At 36.6% G+C, this 17,926-nt stretch carries 20 protein-coding genes; 16 read left to right on the top strand and 4 right to left on the bottom strand.

What is annotated here, in order from left to right; genetic code table 11:
- Positions 1-23: 23 nt before the first annotated feature.
- On the bottom strand, positions 24-494 hold the full coding sequence (locus tag J2Z40_RS16365) for a DinB family protein (RefSeq protein ID WP_066400119.1): 471 nt from the start codon (positions 492-494) through the stop codon (positions 24-26).
- 40 nt (positions 495-534) lie between these two features.
- Positions 535-1,119 carry an SGNH/GDSL hydrolase family protein gene (locus J2Z40_RS16360; protein ID WP_066400121.1) on the bottom strand — a complete coding sequence of 195 codons (585 nt, stop codon included), beginning with the start codon at positions 1,117-1,119 and terminating at the stop codon, positions 535-537.
- Positions 1,120-1,435: 316 nt separating this feature from the next.
- On the opposite strand from J2Z40_RS16360, the gene J2Z40_RS16355 reads away from it, so the two are divergent.
- From J2Z40_RS16355 to J2Z40_RS16320, 8 genes are all read left to right on the top strand, one after another.
- A complete protein-coding gene (locus tag J2Z40_RS16355; RefSeq protein ID WP_066400123.1) occupies positions 1,436-2,356 on the top strand; it encodes a c-type cytochrome in 921 nt (306 codons plus the stop codon).
- Between the two features lie 59 nt (positions 2,357-2,415).
- Positions 2,416-3,117, top strand: coding sequence for a response regulator transcription factor (locus J2Z40_RS16350; RefSeq protein ID WP_066400125.1), 702 nt, complete (start codon positions 2,416-2,418; stop codon positions 3,115-3,117).
- 280 nt (positions 3,118-3,397) lie between these two features.
- Positions 3,398-3,967 (top strand): sigma-70 family RNA polymerase sigma factor, encoded by a 570-nt coding sequence (locus J2Z40_RS16345; protein ID WP_083954045.1) that lies wholly within the window; start codon positions 3,398-3,400, stop codon positions 3,965-3,967.
- A complete protein-coding gene (locus tag J2Z40_RS16340; protein ID WP_066400128.1) occupies positions 3,952-5,349 on the top strand; it encodes a DUF4179 domain-containing protein in 1,398 nt (465 codons plus the stop codon). Before J2Z40_RS16345 ends, J2Z40_RS16340 begins: the two co-directional genes overlap by 16 nt.
- A gap of 193 nt (positions 5,350-5,542) precedes the next feature.
- Positions 5,543-6,433 carry an RpnC/YadD family protein gene (locus tag J2Z40_RS16335; RefSeq protein WP_066400130.1) on the top strand — a complete coding sequence of 297 codons (891 nt, stop codon included), beginning with the start codon at positions 5,543-5,545 and terminating at the stop codon, positions 6,431-6,433.
- 315 nt (positions 6,434-6,748) lie between these two features.
- Positions 6,749-7,174 carry a DMT family transporter gene (locus J2Z40_RS16330; protein WP_066400133.1) on the top strand — a complete coding sequence of 142 codons (426 nt, stop codon included), beginning with the start codon at positions 6,749-6,751 and terminating at the stop codon, positions 7,172-7,174.
- Positions 7,175-7,193: 19 nt separating this feature from the next.
- Positions 7,194-7,889, top strand: coding sequence for a Crp/Fnr family transcriptional regulator (locus J2Z40_RS16325; protein ID WP_066400135.1), 696 nt, complete (start codon positions 7,194-7,196; stop codon positions 7,887-7,889).
- 16 nt (positions 7,890-7,905) lie between these two features.
- Complete coding sequence (locus J2Z40_RS16320) at positions 7,906-8,385, top strand: DMT family transporter (protein ID WP_066400138.1); 480 nt, start codon at positions 7,906-7,908, stop codon at positions 8,383-8,385.
- Positions 8,386-8,958: 573 nt separating this feature from the next.
- Here the strand turns inward: J2Z40_RS16320 and J2Z40_RS16315 are convergent.
- Together J2Z40_RS16315 and J2Z40_RS16310 are read right to left on the bottom strand one after the other, a co-directional pair.
- Positions 8,959-9,864, bottom strand: a complete 906-nt coding sequence (locus J2Z40_RS16315; RefSeq protein WP_066400140.1) for an aminoglycoside phosphotransferase family protein — start codon at positions 9,862-9,864, stop codon at positions 8,959-8,961.
- Entirely contained in the window at positions 9,861-10,346 is a 486-nt protein-coding gene (locus tag J2Z40_RS16310; protein WP_066400143.1) for a GNAT family N-acetyltransferase, read from the bottom strand. The genes J2Z40_RS16315 and J2Z40_RS16310 overlap by 4 nt, the downstream gene beginning before the upstream one ends.
- A gap of 253 nt (positions 10,347-10,599) precedes the next feature.
- Here J2Z40_RS16310 and J2Z40_RS16305 point away from each other — a divergent pair, with 253 nt between their 5' ends.
- The 8 genes from J2Z40_RS16305 to J2Z40_RS16270 all read left to right on the top strand — a co-directional run bounded on the left by J2Z40_RS16305 (position 10,600) and on the right by J2Z40_RS16270 (position 17,679).
- Positions 10,600-10,875 (top strand): hypothetical protein, encoded by a 276-nt coding sequence (locus J2Z40_RS16305; RefSeq protein WP_066400145.1) that lies wholly within the window; start codon positions 10,600-10,602, stop codon positions 10,873-10,875.
- A gap of 660 nt (positions 10,876-11,535) precedes the next feature.
- Positions 11,536-13,107, top strand: coding sequence for a histidine kinase N-terminal 7TM domain-containing diguanylate cyclase (locus J2Z40_RS16300; RefSeq protein ID WP_083954046.1), 1,572 nt, complete (start codon positions 11,536-11,538; stop codon positions 13,105-13,107).
- A gap of 73 nt (positions 13,108-13,180) precedes the next feature.
- A complete protein-coding gene (locus J2Z40_RS16295) occupies positions 13,181-13,999 on the top strand; it encodes a GNAT family N-acetyltransferase (protein WP_066400148.1) in 819 nt (272 codons plus the stop codon).
- Positions 14,000-14,172: 173 nt separating this feature from the next.
- The gene (locus tag J2Z40_RS16290; protein ID WP_066400149.1) at positions 14,173-14,646 is read left to right on the top strand and encodes a hypothetical protein; all 474 of its coding nucleotides are present in this window, start codon (positions 14,173-14,175) and stop codon (positions 14,644-14,646) included.
- A complete protein-coding gene (locus J2Z40_RS16285; RefSeq protein ID WP_066400150.1) occupies positions 14,643-15,101 on the top strand; it encodes a hypothetical protein in 459 nt (152 codons plus the stop codon). The genes J2Z40_RS16290 and J2Z40_RS16285 overlap by 4 nt, the downstream gene beginning before the upstream one ends.
- A 468-nt stretch (positions 15,102-15,569) precedes the next feature.
- Positions 15,570-16,301 (top strand): SDR family oxidoreductase, encoded by a 732-nt coding sequence (locus J2Z40_RS16280; protein WP_066400151.1) that lies wholly within the window; start codon positions 15,570-15,572, stop codon positions 16,299-16,301.
- Positions 16,298-17,335, top strand: coding sequence for an S-adenosylmethionine:tRNA ribosyltransferase-isomerase (locus tag J2Z40_RS16275; RefSeq protein WP_342590345.1), 1,038 nt, complete (start codon positions 16,298-16,300; stop codon positions 17,333-17,335). Before J2Z40_RS16280 ends, J2Z40_RS16275 begins: the two co-directional genes overlap by 4 nt.
- Positions 17,332-17,679: a VOC family protein gene (locus J2Z40_RS16270; RefSeq protein WP_066400152.1), complete on the top strand. Its 348-nt coding sequence runs from the start codon at positions 17,332-17,334 to the stop codon at positions 17,677-17,679. Before J2Z40_RS16275 ends, J2Z40_RS16270 begins: the two co-directional genes overlap by 4 nt.
- Positions 17,680-17,926: the final 247 nt, after the last annotated feature.

The raw sequence follows: 17,926 nt of genomic DNA, 5'->3' as shown, positions 1-17,926 counted from the left end.
TGAATGGCCCAAATCGTAGGAAACTACCAGCTCTTTTGTAACTTCCGAATGTATATGATTTGTCCGATGTGATAGGCATTGTGGGTCATTGCATTGCCAAGTATTTCCCACCATTTTGCTTTAACAGGGAAACCATTAACATCCGTTTCCACTTTTTCTTCCGTTAATAGATCTTGCCATTTCAAAAGCACAGTTAATAGTCTTTCGCATAAGACGGTAAAATGTTCCGTTTCTGAAAGGACAAAACTTTCATTATTATTTTCTAAGGCAGGTACAGCTTGAACATACGATTGTTCATATCTAGTTTGCCACGTCTCATTCCAATAAAGTAAGTGCTGCACAATTTCAGCAATGCTATTGCAATCTTCGTTAGGCTTCCAATATGCATCTTCTTCAGACAAGTTTTTCACCGAGTCTGAAAATGGCAAATACCAGCTAGGGTCGTTCGCATTTGCTAGAAACTGGTCGGATAACAGATCTTTCACATGGGGCATACGATACACTCCTTACTTTTAAGTCTTGTCGCTTTTTTATTCAATTTCCTCCAATCACCTGATGATAGATCAGTGCTGCAATTTCTTGATATCCTCTTGAATTCGGGTGAATTCTATCATTAGACCAAATGCTAGGATCCTGTGCTAATGGTGTATTCCAAAAGTCAATCAGATGGAACTTGTACTCATGATTAAGTAAATAAATCACTTCGTTAGCCGCCAATAATTGTTCCTTTAGTCCTTGCTTTTTTTCGGTAGGAATAGGCAATCTAGCAGTAAAGTCAGGCATGTTTCCTATGATGATTGTTGCCCCTGTTTGGCTTAATGCATCAATCATATGTTCCATTTCATTTTTATATTCATTCCGATTCCATTGCTCTTTTAAAATATCATTTGCTCCAGTGATTAGACTGACAAGGTCAGCTTGCAATGTTAGTGCCTTTTCAAGCTGGGTCATACGGACTTCTTTCGTCACTAAGCCTCTTTTTGCCAAATTAGTAGCTAGAAATGGAGGCGAATGCATTTGCGCAAAGGTATCTACCCAGCTTGATCGTGGAAAGCCTTCCACTTCATCTCCTACTCCAACTGTTAAACTATCTCCCATCGCTACAAATTGTTTTTGCATATTCAACATCCCTTTTGTGAATTTTCTGTAATTATAACATGAAATATTATTTCTCCTAATTAATTTGCTGGCATACATTAGAAACTTATTGGAGAGAGGAGTTAGTTTGTAAAAGACTAATTTGAACATAGTCAGAATTATGACGGGCTGGACCTCGATGTTCCAATAGTGATAAATTGATGAAACTTTTTCTTAAAATATGAAAGTTCACTAAACGCTCACGAAAAATTAACGGAGTCTTAACACTCCTTTTAGACAATTTACTTGTAGTGATCAAATAAAGGTAAATACGAATTAATTTGAAAGGAGAATGAACATGAAAGTGAAGAATCAAGTGTTTATACCTGTAACAATTATTATTGCAACAATGATTGTAGGCTTTACCTTCCTATATTTTTATGTAGAAGTAAAACCTGTAGATACACAATTAGCAGGCATAGTAGAGGAAGTAGAAGAGAATGCCCATCCGTATGCACCCCCAAGTATGGATGATGTTCCCGAAGGAGAAGAGGGAGAATTAATTAAGTTAGGAGAAACCTATCATAATGAAACGAGCAGTGTATTGGATGGATATGTAGGCAATACATTAAGTTGTGCAAGCTGTCATGCAAACGGTGGAGTGGGTGATTCTCTTGATCTAGTAGGAATCTCGAAAACATATCCACAATACAATCCGCGTGCCGGACGAGATGTGAGCATCGAGGATCGAATTAACGGCTGTTTTATTAGAAGTATGAATGGAAAGCCGCTTCCTGCTGAGGGAGAGGAAATGAAAGCGATGGTTGCTTACTATGATTATATTTCAACGAATGTTCCAGATGGTACAACCGAGCGACCATGGGCAAAGCTTGAAAGGGCAAAAGGGGATTTAACAAAGGTTGATATTGATGAAGGCAGGGAGCTGTATCAGCAAGCATGCATTAGTTGTCATGGAGAGGATGGCGCTGGTGGAGCAACAGGGCTTGCACTTTGGGGAGAAGACTCTTACAATATTGGTGCAGGTATGGCTAGAATTCGAACAGCTGCAGGATACATTCAAGAATATATGCCAAAAGCAGCAATAGGAGAGTATGAGCCAGGATCCCTTACAGAAGAACAGGCTATGAATATTGCAGCCTATATTAATTCAATGGATCGTCCAGATTTCCCGAATAAAATTCATGACTGGCCAAATGGAGATGCACCTGATGATGCAGCATATGAAACACTAGCTGGCAAGAAAGATGAAAACAAATAGTGTATCTATAAAAATAGTATTTATTCGTATGACTTGTTAAGAGAAAAGTGGTGATTGCTATGGATGATGGAAAATTTAGAGGAAAGACGATCCTTTTAATTGATGGTAATGAAGAAAATAGGGTTGAAATAAAGTGGTATTTGTCTAACAATGGTTTTGAATTGATCGAAGCAGAGAATGGGCAAGAAGCCAGAATGAAGTTCTTAAAGTATGACCCTTGTTTCGTCTTACTTGAAACAGAACTCCCAGATATAAATGGGTTAGATCTTTGTACATGGGTTCGTCAACAAAATTCTAACAATGTTCCTATTATCATACAATCAACAAGAGGATCTGATTTCGACAAAATTGAAGGGCTAAGGATGGGTGCAGATGATTATGTTGTGAAGCCCATTAACCCTGAAGAGCTATTGTTAAGAATCGAAACAGTTTTGAGGAGAACGATGAACCGCTGCAGCAAACTTAGCTATAAAGGGCTGACGATTAAGCCTGTAATGGGAATCGTTAAATTCCACGATAAAGAAATTCATTTAACTAATTTTGAATATCGACTCCTCTATCTTTTTATGACCCATCCCGATCAAATCTTATCAAGAGAACAAATTATTAATGAAATGTATAAAAACAATGAAAAGGTTATTAATGAGCGGACAGTGGATGTGCATATTAAACATCTTAGGGAAAAAATAGCTGCATTTACTGACTACCCTTACATTGTGTCAATACGTGGATTAGGATATAAATTTAATATAGGTATTTAAGGATAAACGAAGATGTTGTTTGGACATCTTCGTTTTTTGATCGACTTAATTTTTTTCGGTGAAAAAGGGCAGTAACCTTGTCCCCATTGAAACGAAAAGAATAGTAGAGGGTATTTGAAAAATAGAAATATATGTTACTATAAAATAAAAAATTAATAACCTATATCATCTTTGAGATTCGTGCTTGTCTGCGCGGATCTTTTTTGATTTGAAAATGAAACCTAATATTGCAGTGAGTCGTCTAAATACGAATTTATTCAAAAAGAGGGGGTGGAAAGACTTGTACTTAGAAGAGAAAAGCAAATCTTATTATGCACTAACAAAGGATAAAACGATAGATGCTGTTATCGAGGAATTTATGATAGAGTATGGAACAGAATTAACTTCCCTTGCTTTTTCCTATGTGAAAGATGCTTCGCAAGCAAAGGATATCGTACAAACCGCTTTTATTAGCTGTTACCAGAACCTTCATAAGTTCAAAGGGGAATCATCAGTAAAAACATGGCTGTACAGAATTACAATAAACCAATGTAAAGATTATTTGAAAAGCAGTTATTTTAGAAGAATCTTTTCATTTGCAGCACTGGAAAAAGAGGAACAGACAGAATCTAATCCTGAAGAGAATTTACTGAATAAGGATAGGGAAACTCGAGTGAGAAATATTGTTCTAGCATTAAATCCAAAGTATAAAGAAGTTATTTTTCTATATTACTATAAGGATTTTTCAGTAGAGGAGATATCTGAAATCCTTAAAGTTTCAGCGAATACAGTGAAAACAAGGCTGGCACGAGGAAGAGAACGGCTTAAAAAATTTTTAGAAGAGGAGGGATTTGAATGGGAAGATATTTGAACGACGATAAAAAAGTACAAAGCAGTGAGCTCTTTGAAAAGGTAGTATTTAATCGAGAAGATCAGTTGCAAGTATATGCTAAGCTAAAGGAGAAGAGAGGCAGCCGAAATGTTTTTGGAATAAAGAAAAAGATATTATTGCCGGTAGTAGTTATTGTACTAATGATGTTAGGTTCAGCCGTTTATATGCCATCCAACCCGGTATTAGCTTTAGTAAAATTACCCTTTTTCGAATCAATCTTTCAATTCTTGGGTGATGGAGGCTTGAAAGGAGCTTCTATAGAGGATAAACAAGATATCCAGCAGCAACAGAGTGAAGATGGTATCAGCATGGAAATTCAGGAAGCTGTCTATGATGGGATGAGGTTATCCATTAGTTATTCGATTAAGTCAGAAGACCCGATTAAGGACTTTAGTCCTCGTGATATTAATTTACACTTTCCTAATGTTGGTATATTAAAAGGCAGTAGAACTGAGGGTAATCAATTCACACAAGTATCAGAGCATGAGGTAATTGGCTACTCAATATTTACTTATGCTGTATCGGATATGCCGGATGAATTAAAGGCTCAATTTTTATACAAGGGCACAATCAATAAAAAAAGGGAACAGAATTTTAAATTTATATTTGAGGTTCCAATTAAGAAGACACCTGAAATGAAGAAAGTTGCCTTCGATAAAACAGTTAGCTTTGGGAAAGAGGAATTGACACTGAAACAAGTAGTTTTAAGCCCAATCTCAACGGCTATCCATTTACAACATAAAATTCCCTATCAAAATAATACAGAGAGCGACTGGCTATCTATTAGGCTGATTGCTCAGGATGGAAAAGTGATAAAAGAAGTTCCCCTTACGAATACAGGATGGGCTGGTACCCAAATAAAGCAAGATAACGATTGGTATTCATTAAGTGAAGCCACTTTGTTATTCGATCCACTTGACGAAGAAGTAGAAGACTTGAAGATCCAGCTGTTTAAAGATAAGAGCAATGAAGACTTAGTTATTAGGGAGAATTTAGTCGGACTGTCTGAAGCAAAGAATCAGCTTCTCGATCTTGGCGAAAGTGGATCGATGATGATTACTGATATTAAGCAAGGAGAAGATTCTACTGTGATTAAGTATGAATATCAAAGTAGCTTTGCTTTTTATCAAAATCTCTCTCCACTTATGTTAAAAAGTGCAGACGACTTTTGGCATCAAGGCATTGAGTTGAAACGAGAGTATCTCGGCAATGAAACCTATATAGTAGAAGAATTGTTTCTGGGCCTACCTAAAGATAACTTAGCAGTGAGATATCTTCAGGGAAAGTCACCTGAGATTATAGCAGAATTGGAAATAAAGGTTTCGTCTGAAGAAGTAAATAATGGCACCAAAGGAAAATAAAAGTGACGGTCAAATGCATAAGCAATTGACCGTTTTGTTATAGAAACTAAACCCTGAAAATTTCCTTTTACCCAGGTTATTATTAAGTATAACGGAACGTATGTTTGTTTTATTGGTAGTTGTTTGATATACTCTAAATAGAAATTCCTCTTTGTCTATTTCCTCTTATGTCTATATAGAAGGATGTGATAACATGTCAGTAACATTATTAGTTCAAGAGGGCCCCAGTCATTATACCCACCATGATCAGTTATTCAAACAATTAATCCACACCTTTTTTGCAGAGTTTTTGGAGTTATTCTTTCCGAAAGTCTACCAACATATAGATTTCACCACTATTAAACCATTATCAGAAGAGATGTTTACAGATTTAATTGAGGGCGAAAGTAAAAGGGCAGATATTGTTATTGAAGCAAATTTAAAAGAGTATGAAACATTAATTATCATTCATGTTGAGCCACAGAGCTATAGTCAACCAGATTTTAATGAAAGAATGTATCATTATTTTAGCTTGCTTTATAATAAGTATCGAAAGCCAATTTTGCCAATTGCCATTTTTAGTTATGATGTAAATCGATTTGAATCAAACCAATTTATGATTACCTTTCCTTTTTTTCACGTACTGTCCTTTCAATTTCTAATGATCGAGTTAAGAAAAATGAATTGGAGGAACTATATTCATTCTAATAATCCGATTGCAGCAGCATTAATTAGTAAAATGGGTTATACAGAAAAGGAAAAGGTTCAAGTTAAAAAGGAATTCTTACGGATGCTAGTGAAAATGGATATAAATCAAGCAAAAGCAGAACTTATTAACGGTTTCTTTGAAACCTATTTAACCTTGAATGAACGTGAGGAGGAGAAACTAATGGAAGAAATCAAACAATTGGATAGCCAAGAAGCAGAACAGATTTTGCAGCTCCCAAATTCATGGAAGGAAAAAGGAATGCAAGAAGGTTCTCAAAAGGAAAAGAGGAAAATTGCTCTTGAAATGATAAAAGAGGACTTACCTACAAATTTAATAGTAAGGATTACAAAACTTGATTGCGATGAAATTGATGACATTAGAAGAAAATCACTTTAAATACCTAATCAGGGACAAGAGGACGGTAAGACCACTGTTTCTAAATAATTTGGAAATGAGACAATCTGGGTATTGAAAAATAATTATAAATACAAAAATCCCCCGTTTGGTAATAGTGCTTTGTAGCATTATTATATCAATATTCAGGGGGATTCTTTTATGTATATCAGAGTTGAATATCTAATTATTGGGGTGGGGTTTTCAATGATCTTGGACAGCAACCTTGTCGCTTATAACTTGCTTGGGACATATGTCCTTTCCAAAATACATTGATTTAACTTTTAATTAAGATAAATCTATGTGAGGAGAGAAGCAATGAAAGGAATTATTTTTGCATTTTTAGGCGGGGCTTTTATTACACTGCAGGGAGTAGCGAATGCTCGAATTAGTCAAGATATAGGTACTTGGCAGGCGGCAACAATTACCCAACTGACAGGATTCTTGATGGCTCTCCTAATTCTATTGCTCGTTCGGGATGGAAAATGGCGAAGTTTCATGCAAGTAAAGCCGCTCTATTTGACGGGAGGCGCCCTTGCAGCCATTATTATCTTCACGAATGTAGTGGCTATTCAAAAGGTGGGTGTAACCCTTTCAATAGCAGTTATACTCATTGCTCAGCTAGCACTAACCTTTATTATTGATGCGAACGGCTGGTTCGGGGTAGTGAAGCAAAAGGTGAAAATGCCACAGTTCATCGGGATAGGAATGATGATTGCCGGCGTGTTAATTCTTAGCAGTTGAATAGTGGGGTGAGCAGAAAATGAAAGAATTGAAAGATAGTGAGCTAATCAAATCGTATTTACATGCTCATCAAATCGAAACAATCTTTAATGAACAGTTAATTCCTTATTTGTCATTATATAGCTTTAGTCAAGGGGAAAGTATCTGTTCGCAGGGAGATCATGCACAGTATTTATATGTACTTGTTAAAGGGAAAGTAAAAATATATACAACATCTGAAGAAGGAAAAACGCTTATTCTATCTTTTAAAACACCTCTTGAGGTAATTGGAGATATTGAATATTTACGGAAGATCGACATTATTAACACAGTAGAGGCAGTAACGCCTGTGTATATGATTGGTGTTCATTATCGCTATTTAGAAAAGTACGGAAAAGACTATTCTCCCTTGCTGCAGTTCTTACTAGATATTATTACGCGGAAATTTACAATTAAATCTCAATCTTTAAGCTTTCATTTGTTTTACCCAGTAGAAGTACGCTTGGCCAGTTATTTATTATCTGTATCTGTAGATGAATCAGATCCACTTTTTAATAAACAGTTAAGTATTAATATAAAGGATATAGCCAATTTAATTGGAACAAGCTATCGTCATTTGAATCGTGTAATTGGTAAGTTTTGTGCGGAAGGTTTAATAGAACGTAGAACTGGCTGTATCTTTGTTAAAAATAGAGAAGGTCTGAGCATGTTGGCAGGCAAGAATATATACGAATAAAGGGGGAGAGCAAAATATGATTGTAGGGCTACTATTCGCAGCCATTGCAGGCTCCTTAGTCAGTTTACAAAATATTTTCAACAGTAAAGTGAATGAACGAGCGAGCACTTGGTCAACAACAACATTAGTACTAGGTTTAGGTTTCCTGGCTTCCTTCCTATTTGGTATTGCTTTTGAAGGAAAGCAGTTGTTTAACTTGCAAGACATGAAAACATGGTACTGGTTCAGCGGGATAATTGGAGTAGGTGTGGTGACTTGCATCGTTAATGGGATGAGGCTGCTCGGTCCTACGTATACCATTTCTATTATGATGACATCACAGCTCGGATTCGCCTTGCTATTCGATTCACTTGGATGGTTAGGCCTTGCCCAAGTTCCCTTTACTTTCAAGCAACTACTTGGTGTACTCATTATCATTGCTGGAATTGTTGTATTTAAGTTTAGTGGAAGTAGTGAAAAGCAAGCAGTGGTGAAAGCGACTAAATATGTATCCTAAAATTTAGGGGAGTGTTTAAAGTTTGTAAGTAGTTCAGCTCAGTGGTAGAAAGAACAAGTGTTTTAGTAAGCGAATCAGCTTGCTTCTTTTTATAATTATGTTAAGGATTACTAATTTGTTATTATCAAAAATAGCAACAGATTTAGCATAGGTTTTAACCAGTGGGCAATAGCTAGAATAGGTACGGTGCAAATTGATTATCTAAGAGATGGAAAGTTGTTGTTTTCCTTATCTAGGATCGAAAATGTACAAAATGATCAGTATGGTTCAGCGTTCAAGTATAAAAATAGACGGAAAATTTCCGCTTATTTCGTAATTATTAATAAAAAATGCCCAAATAAGCGGAGAAATTCCGCCTATTGACTCGAAAAATTCAAAAATGATGGAGTTTACATTGAATAAGCGGAAAATTTCCGCTTATTTCCTCTAAAAAAAGTCTTTTTCTCCATTTAAGCGGAGAAATTCCGCTTATTTGTGCTCGTTACTTGATTAAACAACTACTTTAAGTACATAGCCTTATATTCACATGGGGTGGGGGCTTATTTTGAATGGCCAACAATCCCCTACACTGTCTTATAGTGAAGGGGATTGCTTACGGAATACATGTATGGCCTGATAAAAAGCTTCACTATAATGACTATGATCCTGAACAGACCAGCATGTGGAAAGTACAGCATGGGCAAACCCCCATAAACAGATGCGCTCTTTATCCAATCCTAATTCTTTTGTGAATATGTCTATCCGATTTTCAATCACTTTGGACATGTGATCATTAGGCAGTTTATTTAGTAAAAATTGAATGACATCGTACTCCCTATCGCCAACTAATCCTTTAGGATCAATGGCTGTCCAGGAATTGCTTCCAGACATTAAAATATTATAATGATGCAGGTCGCCATGAAGGAAGTATGGTTGTATGATCGTTCGATTTAGTTCCATAAAGACTTCAGTTGCTTCTTGTAGTATTTCCTTCGTTACAGGACCGAAACCAATTGGGTTCTCCTCATATATTTTTAATAGACTCTTTTCCCTTTGTTCACTAGTTGGTATTTGTGAGCAAGCAGATCCAGGAATCCATAGCTTTTTCATTACTTTTGAGGCAATATAGGTTGCTTCTTCATCATTTTCTAAGTCTGCTAATGTATTTCCAGGAAGCAGTCGTTCAAGAATGAGAATCCCCTTTTGCGGATCAACATCTACAATTTTCACGATACCGTGCCCATTATATAACTGAAGAGCGCTAACTTCAGTATGGAATTCTTCAGAAGGTGGAGTTAACTTTACAACAACCTCTGTGCCATCTCTCCGTAATGCAGGAGCAACGAAATTATAGGATAAGGCAAAAGGTGCCATTACTTTGATTTGCCATCTCTTTTCACATTCATCAATAAGATGATTAAAGTTATTTAACCATTCTTCCCCTTTTTCTTTATGGATAGATAAAATGGTTTGTCTAAATCGGTTTGGTAATGGAATCATTGATCGTCTCCTTTTTCCATCAACATAGTTAAAAAGATCGTTTCTCCATTAGAAAATTCAATTTGCTTAGTAAACCCGATTTTTTCATAAAGATGAATGGCCCTCTTATTAAACTTCGCAACCGTTAAACGAATAGGGATATCATGATATGTATTCCGCACAAAAGTAAGGACAAAGGAAAAGAAGGGAAAACCGTGTCCCTGCCCAGTTAATTCAGGCTTCAAGCCTAAGCCAATATCAATAAAGTCATCAGCATATGCACCATATTGAGATCCAATTGGTACTCGTGCGGGTTTACCGATACAAAAAAAGCCTACTAACTGATTGTTTTGATCTACTACCGCATAAAAGGTTTCTTCAAGCAACTCCTTAATAGAGTCAGAGGTTAACTCATTATTATAGAAATTGTAAGGTGCCTCGTATTTCCAGTTCAATATTTCAATGGCAAGACGCTCATTCATTTTTTGCATAAATAGCTGCATTCGAACCACTCCTTTCATCATGATTATTAGTTGTCAATCATCTCTTTTTTTATAGTTTATATTAAAAGTAGAATAATCTAAATGTTTTAACTAAGTAAGAGTGAGGAAACTTAGTTGAGAGAGAAGACAATTTTATCTGTACAGCAAGATGAGGATAGATTCCAGAAGGATTCATATAGAAATGTTTAATCTAATAGAAAAAGGGTATTACATTTACTAGATTCACTTAAACAAAATAAAAGGAGGACTCATTATGAAACAAGTGTCACTTGTAAAACCATTAACAGCCTTAGGTGTTGGGGTTGGAGCCTCTGCTGCAATCTGGTTATCTTCAAAACCAAATAGAATAAGAGCGAAGGACTTATTGAGAGAATGGAAACGAAAGATTAAGCCTTCTCCTTTCGCTAAAACTGAAAGTCTGCCAATTGAAAAGGGTGGAAATCCCCATCCGAGCGATATAGAGGATAATAATATGGTTAGTGAAGGGGCTGTCTATTCCGTTCAATTTTATAATGAAAAATTGCAATAAATCGTGTAGGTTTTAAAATTTCTCTTTAGTCAACGAAGCCAAAAAGAGGTGAGTAGGATGAAGAAAGATGGGAAAGAAGATATGAATCAGTTGAACGGTACGATGGTTTAGGATTTCGATGAGATGAAGAAAAGTGGCAAGATCATGGAGAGTTTAGAAACGAATAAAGAGTTAAAAGATAAAGGGAAGCAACCTGATCCAAAGCAGGATGTAGAATCGAAGGTTACAAATGAGTAGAGTACATGGAATAATATAAATGTCAGAAGGCCTGGAGATTTCTTCAGGCTTTTTTAAATAATTGGCTTCTTTCTAAAAGATTGTTGTCTTTAAATTAATTGTTAGAATGAATGGTTTACCAAATAGGTCGGTTGATTGGAGCGGAAGGTGCGAGACTCCAGCGGGATGCGTGGGACAGCTAAGACCTAAGCAGAAGCGTGAGCGACGAGGAGGCTTAGCGCCAACCCTGCGGAAAAGGAGCACACGTGCGCGGAAATCAACCTTTACCTAATTATGTGTAAAATAGCAACAAAGTTTGCGAAAACAGCCTTATATTTTGAGTTGAAATTATTCAGATAATTTCTACACTTCAACTAGTCTAATCGTAGTAAGGTACTATATAATTAATAGGATGAGAGCTTTTAATTATTGGAGTAGATCGAGATGGAACATGAATTATTGAAATATGTAATCGTTATTTTAATAGCTGGTTTTTTTAGTGTTTTTTTATGTGGGTATGGATGTATGAAAATGAAAGATGCACCCGGTGCTAGGTACTATATTTTAGTCACCTTCATGTCAGCTGTTTTTACCTTTTCATATGTCTTTGAACTTACGAGCAGTACTTTAGAACAAATGAAATTTTGGTTAGGGATTGAGTATTTGGCAATGCCGTTTATTCCTGTATTCCTCTTATTCATGTGCTTTGACTATGTAGGGCAGAAGATCAAACCGTGGATGTATTCTCTTCTTTATGTCATTCCAATCATGACAATTTTCATGCACCATACAAATGATCTTCATCATTTATACTACACATCAATGGAATTTAACAATGATGGTCCATTCCCAATCATCGATCTTGAAGGTGGTCCTTGGTTCTACATTCATTCCATTTTTCTTTTTTTATGTCTGATGATTAGTATAATCATCTTGCTCATGCAGTTGAAAAAATCAGTAGTAAGATTTCGAACACAAATTCTACTGATGGTTGCAGGTTTGGTATTTCCTATTATTGCTAACTACTACTACATAAACGGATGGAGTCCATATGGCATTGATCTTGGGCCTGTTTCTATGAGTCTTTCTTTTCTCTTTCATGGGATTGCGATCGTATCTTTTCAAATGTTTAACGTCGCACCGATTGCTAGAGATATCGTTTTCGAAAGTATACAGGAGGGTGTAATGGTTTTAAATAATCAGCGTATTATTGTTGATTATAACCATGTTATGCATACAATCATACCAATTCTAAATACACAAACGATTGGAAAACCGATTGAGCAAGTATTTGATGGAAATCCAAGACTTTTGGAACGCATAAGTAATGGGAAAGCATGTGATCATCAAATGATAATAGCTGGAGAAAAGAGATATTATCATATTCGATTTTCACCTGTACAAAATAAGAATGGTTTACATATTGGAAAAATTATTAGCTTTGTGAATATAACTGAAAGAATGCAAATACAGGAGAAGTTAGAACATCTAGCGAGCATGGATGGATTAACAAAAGTGCTTAATCGAACATTTTTTATTAAACAAATGGAAGAGACCTTCGAGAGTCTTGAAAGAGATGGAGGGAGTATGGCTGTCATCATGTTTGATATTGATCATTTTAAAAATGTAAATGATACATTCGGTCATGAGGTTGGGGATTATGTTTTAACTCATGTAGCTGCAATTGCAAAGGAAAGCATCCGAGCGACTGACATTATGGGACGTTACGGTGGCGAGGAATTTATTATCTGTTTAAAAAATAGGTCAATGCAAGAGGCGTATGCGCTTGCCGAAACCATTCGGACAAGAGTCTCAGAGAAATATGCGTATATTAACAAAAAGGAAATATATGTAACATCTAGTTTTGGGATTGCGCATGATTCACTTGGAGCAGGTGATAACCAAGAGTTTATTCACTCACTCATGCGTCAAGCGGACCAAGCATTATATGCTGCAAAACGGAATGGCAGGAATTGTGTCCGATCGTATACGAATGCTCTGCGGTACACGATGTAATCGATGGCTGCTATGATTTTGCTAGTAACAGAAAGAAAAGATCGTGATCGTTTCTTGAGGGGGGAGAAAAAATTTGCTAACGACTAAACAGTTAAAGGAAATAAAGGAGCTTCAGGAAATATGTGAGAAGGGAGAACCTTTTCAATTGAAATTAAACTGGGATATGCTCCAATCCCGAGAGGCAAATGAAATCAATGATTTTTTTCATTATGAGGATGGAAAACTCGTTGGATTCCTCGGACTGTATGGATTTGGAAATAAAGTAGAGGTTTGTGGGATGGTAGCTCCCTCTTGGCGCAGAAAGGGAATATTTACTAAGCTTTATCTTGATGCAGCGGAGATATTAAAGGAGCGAGGGGTTCAGGAAATTCTCTTCAATGCTCCAGCCAAATCTGAATCAGCAAAGTTATTTCTGAAAACCATTCCTTGTTCATATGCCTTTTCAGAATATCAAATGAAATGGGAAGAAAGAGAATTACGTGAACAGAAGGATGTTACGTTACGACTGGCAAATGATGATGACTTCGAAACAATCATTCAATTAGATGTACAGTGCTTCGGATTTGAGGATGCAGACGCTCATGACTATAATATTCGAATCAGCCGTAACAATAGTGAACAATTCTATATTATTGAGGCTGAGGGTCATTCAGTAGGGAAAATGCGTGTGGATCATCAAGATGGTGAAGCATGGATTTATGGTTTTGCGGTATTTCCGGGATATCAAGGAAAAGGTATTGGCAGAAAGGCATTAACTAATGTGTTAATAGAAGAACATAAGAAGGGCTTTCCAATTTTTCTAGAAGTAGAGGCGACCAATGCAAACGCATTAGGGCTTTATGAATCGTGTAGCTTTAAAGCTTATCATGTGCAGGATTATTATAAGTATTAAGTAGATATTGTGATAGAAACGCTAAAAAATTGATTGTGATTCGTACATTTAGAGCTAATTGCTTGCTAACTTGTAGTGGGCGATTGGCTCTTTTCTGTTTCTTTTGATAAATAAATGGGCAATTTAATGAAGATACTATAAATAAGCTTTAGTAGTAAATGAGGTAATATCATATGGTTTTACTCGTCTATGCCTTCTTTATCATCTTAAATATCATTGCCTATTTAATACCAAAGAAATTAACAAAAGCGGAAAATTATGTTACGTCCATTTTTGCCTTATTATTTGGTATTAGCGTTGATTTGGTGTTGAATTTAAAATATGAGCTGTACGGTTACTTTGGCCCAGGATTTCAATGGTGGGGATTTATTGGTGAATTTTTATATTTTATCCCGATCAATATTTTATTTCTTAATTCCCTTCCTTCTAGCCATCGTATTGGAAAAATTCTAATTTATATTATTATCTGGTCATTATCCTCTGTTGCTCTTGAATCGCTTATTATCAAAACAGATTTTTTCAATTATAACAATTGGCACCTCTGGTATTCTGCTGTCATCTATCCTTTTGTTTTTTTCATTCTTTATTTGCAGTTTAAGTATGTTAGAAAACTTATGAAGATAAGTGATCAAGGAGAGTTGAGATGATTGGTTTAATTCTTGCTGTTTTACTAGCCAATTTTATTGCCTTTACAGCAAATAAAAAAATAACACTCAATCAAATGGTCCATATTTGGTTATTTACTATCTCCTTTCAAGTGATATTTGATGTTTTTATTGATTTAAAATACCATGGCTATTGGTATATTTCTCAAGGAATCGATTGGGAAGCCTTTCCAGCATACGTAGTATTAATCCCACCTGTTAATATTTTATTTTTAAATTGGTTTCCTTTTAAACAAAAGCTTAGGAAAAAGATTTTCTATTTCATTAAATGGGAAGTCGTATTACTTATTTATGAATGTATCGCACAGTTACCGTCACCGTATGGTTATTTTCATTATGGCTGGTGGAAGCTATGGCATTCTGCGTTAATTAATCCGATCTTATTACTTATTTTATTAGGCTTTTATAAGTGGATTCGAATAATAGAAGTGAAATAATTAGAGACGAAGATGTCAGTAGACGATCTTCGTTTTTTTGATTGGTTTTTTTCTAAAAGATTGTTGTTAGAATGAATGGTTTACCAAATAAGTCAGTTGATTAGAGTGGAAGGTGCGAGATCCTCGAAAATGCTGCCGCATTTCCTTTGTGCGGTGTTAATTCTAAGAAGCCTACTCAATATCCTGCGGGATGCGTGGGACAGCTGAGACCTTAGCAGGCGCAAATGCGCCGAGGAGGCTTAAGCGCACACCCCGCGATCCTGTAGCAGAAATCAACCTTTACCTAATTTTATGTAAAATAGCAACAATATTTGAGAAAACACCTTTTGATTTCAACCTTTCTCATCCAAAAGTTGTAGTGGATGCTCCTTCCATTTTCGTAATTGCTTTCTAACTATTCTCTGATGTCTTCGGCATGCTTATTTTCTAAAATAAATGTAAGAATAATATAGAAAGTGAGCGATCGTTATGAATAATCAAAAAGTGGTCATGATTACAGGTGCATCAAGAGGTCTTGGAAAAGCACTGGCATTGGCATTTGCTAAAGAAGGAGTAAAATTGGCTATTTGTTCAAGAGGGGAAGAGGCATTACGCAAAGTAGAACAAGAAGTTCGTGAGCTCGGAGGAGAAGTCATTGCTGTAAATGCAGACGTCTCAAATGTGAAGGATGTGAATCGTTTCGTATCAATTGTAGAGGAAGCATTTGGGCAAGTAGATATAGTAATTAATAATGCATCTATATTTGGATCAGGACCAGTGCTATTAGCTGATTATCCTGATCATGACTTTGCGAATGTGCTTCGAGTCAATGTTATTAATCCTTTTCTTGTCACTAAGCGTGTGTTGCCTAGCATGTTAATAAGAAATAAAGGGAGAATCTTGAATGTCACATCAGAAGCTGGAAAAACAGGGTTTGCAGAATGGGGAGCTTATGGGATTTCTAAATTTGCTGTTGAAGGCTTAACCCAAACTTGGGCAGATGAACTGCAGGAGAGCGGTGTGAATATGGGGATGGTAGATCCAGGAGAAATGGATACGGAGATGCATCTAACGGCAGTGCCAGATTGTGATTATGAGCTAGGTGATCCTCATGAGGTGGCCAATGTATTTGTTGCCCTTGCATTGGATGAGAAAATAGAAGTGAATGGAAAACGGTTCGAGGCCCAATCCCTTTTACAAGGAAGAAGGGATGTACAATGATGTCGGCAGTTCGTTCCTTTCAGGTGCCAGCAAATTTAAATGCTCATACTCCGGCAGAATTTAGGGGAGTACAGCGAGATCATGTGCGATTAATGGCGCTCGATACAGTGAGTGGAGATTGCTTTCACAATCACTTTCATCATCTAGCTGCTTATTTGCGTAAGGGAGATTTACTTGTTCTAAACAATAGTCGAACCCTTCCTGCAATGTTAAAAGGGAAAAGTGGAAAGCAAACAATCGAAATTCGTCTATCACGAAAAATTTCCGATAATGAATGGGAGGCACTCATTGTTGGGGGAGTCGTTACAGTTGGAGAAAAAATCACGTTGCTTGGAGAATTAACAGCAACGATTACTGGAATAGGGATGGAAGCGCCTTTAGTTATTCTCTCTTTTTCAAAAAGTGGCTTAGCACTATATGAAAATATTTATCGATATGGGGAGCCGCTGCACTATGAATATATTGAAACACCATGGCCGTTAGAGATGTATCAAACCGTTTATGCGTCAGTGCCTGGATCTGTGGAGATGCCTTCAGCAGGCAGAGCTTTTACCTGGAAGCTGCTTAAACAGTTAAAGCAAAAAGGTGTGAATATTGCTTTTATCCAACTGCATGCAGGCCTAAGCTATTATGGGAATAACCGTTGGCCGAATCCGAGTAAGCATGTGGAGGATTATTGTGTACCAGAGGAAACGGCGGCGCTGGTCAATCAAACAAAGGAAAATGGAGGGCGCGTGATTGCAGTTGGGACAACAGTCGTTCGGGCGCTTGAAACAGCTGTCAATCACACAGGCAAGGTAGAGGCACAGGAAGGAAGGACTCGATTATATATCCAAAAAGGGTATCCACTGAAAGCGGTTGATGGGCTTATTACAGGATTCCATGAGCCAGAAGCAAGTCACCTCGACCTGCTAACAGCATTTATCGATAAACATTTATTATTGAAGGCATATCGAGCAGCACTAGCTGACGGCTATTTATGGCATGAATTTGGTGATATGAATCTAATTCTGCCAATGGAAGAAAAGCGATGAAATGGCATCATGCGGGTATTCAAGTTCAAAATTTACTAGATTCTATTGCGTTTTATGAAAATGTATTTGATTTTTCAATTGAGCAATTTCTTTCTTTGCCTGGAGAAAAAATCGTATTCCTCAAAAAAGGAGAGATTCGAATCGAATTAATTGAATCAGGGGAAGCGCCAGTAGCTACTAATCATATTGCATGGCAAGTCACGGATGTAGGGAAGTGGCAAGAGGAGCTAGGAAGGAAGGACATTTTTCCGACAGAAGGGCCATTGAAGATGAGCAATGGCTGGGAAGCTGTTTTTTATACTGGACCAAATCAAGAGATAATCGAGTTGATTCAAGTAAGCTAATTATTAAGTGTCTTGTAGAATGAATCCATTTCTTGTTTTGCTATTAAAATTGAAAGTAGTGTCAACGAACTTAAATGTCAGCCCGATCAGCTGGCATTTAAGTTCGTATCGATTGCTATGAATATTTCATCTCTGATGCTCTTCCTTTAACAGATATACTAAGGTTTACTTTAAAAGGGGAGAATATATAATAAATATGACAGTCGATAACATATCGGAAATCATATCGAGTTGAAAGGGGAGAGGG

It is taken from the genome of Cytobacillus eiseniae (assembly GCF_017874625.1).
In the GTDB taxonomy this organism is placed as follows: domain Bacteria; phylum Bacillota; class Bacilli; order Bacillales; family Cytobacillaceae; genus Cytobacillus; species Cytobacillus eiseniae.
Note: the sequence above shows the minus strand (reverse complement) of the source record. Positions and strands in the feature narration are given on the sequence as shown.

Coding starts and splice junctions, on each gene's coding strand:
- J2Z40_RS16365 (WP_066400119.1), bottom strand. CDS start 494: ATGCCCCATGTGAAAGATCTGTTATCCGACCAGTTTCTAGCAAATGCG.
- J2Z40_RS16360 (WP_066400121.1), bottom strand. CDS start 1,119: ATGCAAAAACAATTTGTAGCGATGGGAGATAGTTTAACAGTTGGAGTA.
- J2Z40_RS16355 (WP_066400123.1), top strand. CDS start 1,436: ATGAAAGTGAAGAATCAAGTGTTTATACCTGTAACAATTATTATTGCA.
- J2Z40_RS16350 (WP_066400125.1), top strand. CDS start 2,416: ATGGATGATGGAAAATTTAGAGGAAAGACGATCCTTTTAATTGATGGT.
- J2Z40_RS16340 (WP_066400128.1), top strand. CDS start 3,952: ATGGGAAGATATTTGAACGACGATAAAAAAGTACAAAGCAGTGAGCTC.
- J2Z40_RS16335 (WP_066400130.1), top strand. CDS start 5,543: ATGTCAGTAACATTATTAGTTCAAGAGGGCCCCAGTCATTATACCCAC.
- J2Z40_RS16330 (WP_066400133.1), top strand. CDS start 6,749: ATGAAAGGAATTATTTTTGCATTTTTAGGCGGGGCTTTTATTACACTG.
- J2Z40_RS16325 (WP_066400135.1), top strand. CDS start 7,194: ATGAAAGAATTGAAAGATAGTGAGCTAATCAAATCGTATTTACATGCT.
- J2Z40_RS16320 (WP_066400138.1), top strand. CDS start 7,906: ATGATTGTAGGGCTACTATTCGCAGCCATTGCAGGCTCCTTAGTCAGT.
- J2Z40_RS16315 (WP_066400140.1), bottom strand. CDS start 9,864: ATGATTCCATTACCAAACCGATTTAGACAAACCATTTTATCTATCCAT.
- J2Z40_RS16310 (WP_066400143.1), bottom strand. CDS start 10,346: ATGCAGCTATTTATGCAAAAAATGAATGAGCGTCTTGCCATTGAAATA.
- J2Z40_RS16305 (WP_066400145.1), top strand. CDS start 10,600: ATGAAACAAGTGTCACTTGTAAAACCATTAACAGCCTTAGGTGTTGGG.
- J2Z40_RS16300 (WP_083954046.1), top strand. CDS start 11,536: ATGGAACATGAATTATTGAAATATGTAATCGTTATTTTAATAGCTGGT.
- J2Z40_RS16290 (WP_066400149.1), top strand. CDS start 14,173: ATGGTTTTACTCGTCTATGCCTTCTTTATCATCTTAAATATCATTGCC.
- J2Z40_RS16285 (WP_066400150.1), top strand. CDS start 14,643: ATGATTGGTTTAATTCTTGCTGTTTTACTAGCCAATTTTATTGCCTTT.
- J2Z40_RS16280 (WP_066400151.1), top strand. CDS start 15,570: ATGAATAATCAAAAAGTGGTCATGATTACAGGTGCATCAAGAGGTCTT.
- J2Z40_RS16275 (WP_342590345.1), top strand. CDS start 16,298: ATGATGTCGGCAGTTCGTTCCTTTCAGGTGCCAGCAAATTTAAATGCT.
- J2Z40_RS16270 (WP_066400152.1), top strand. CDS start 17,332: ATGAAATGGCATCATGCGGGTATTCAAGTTCAAAATTTACTAGATTCT.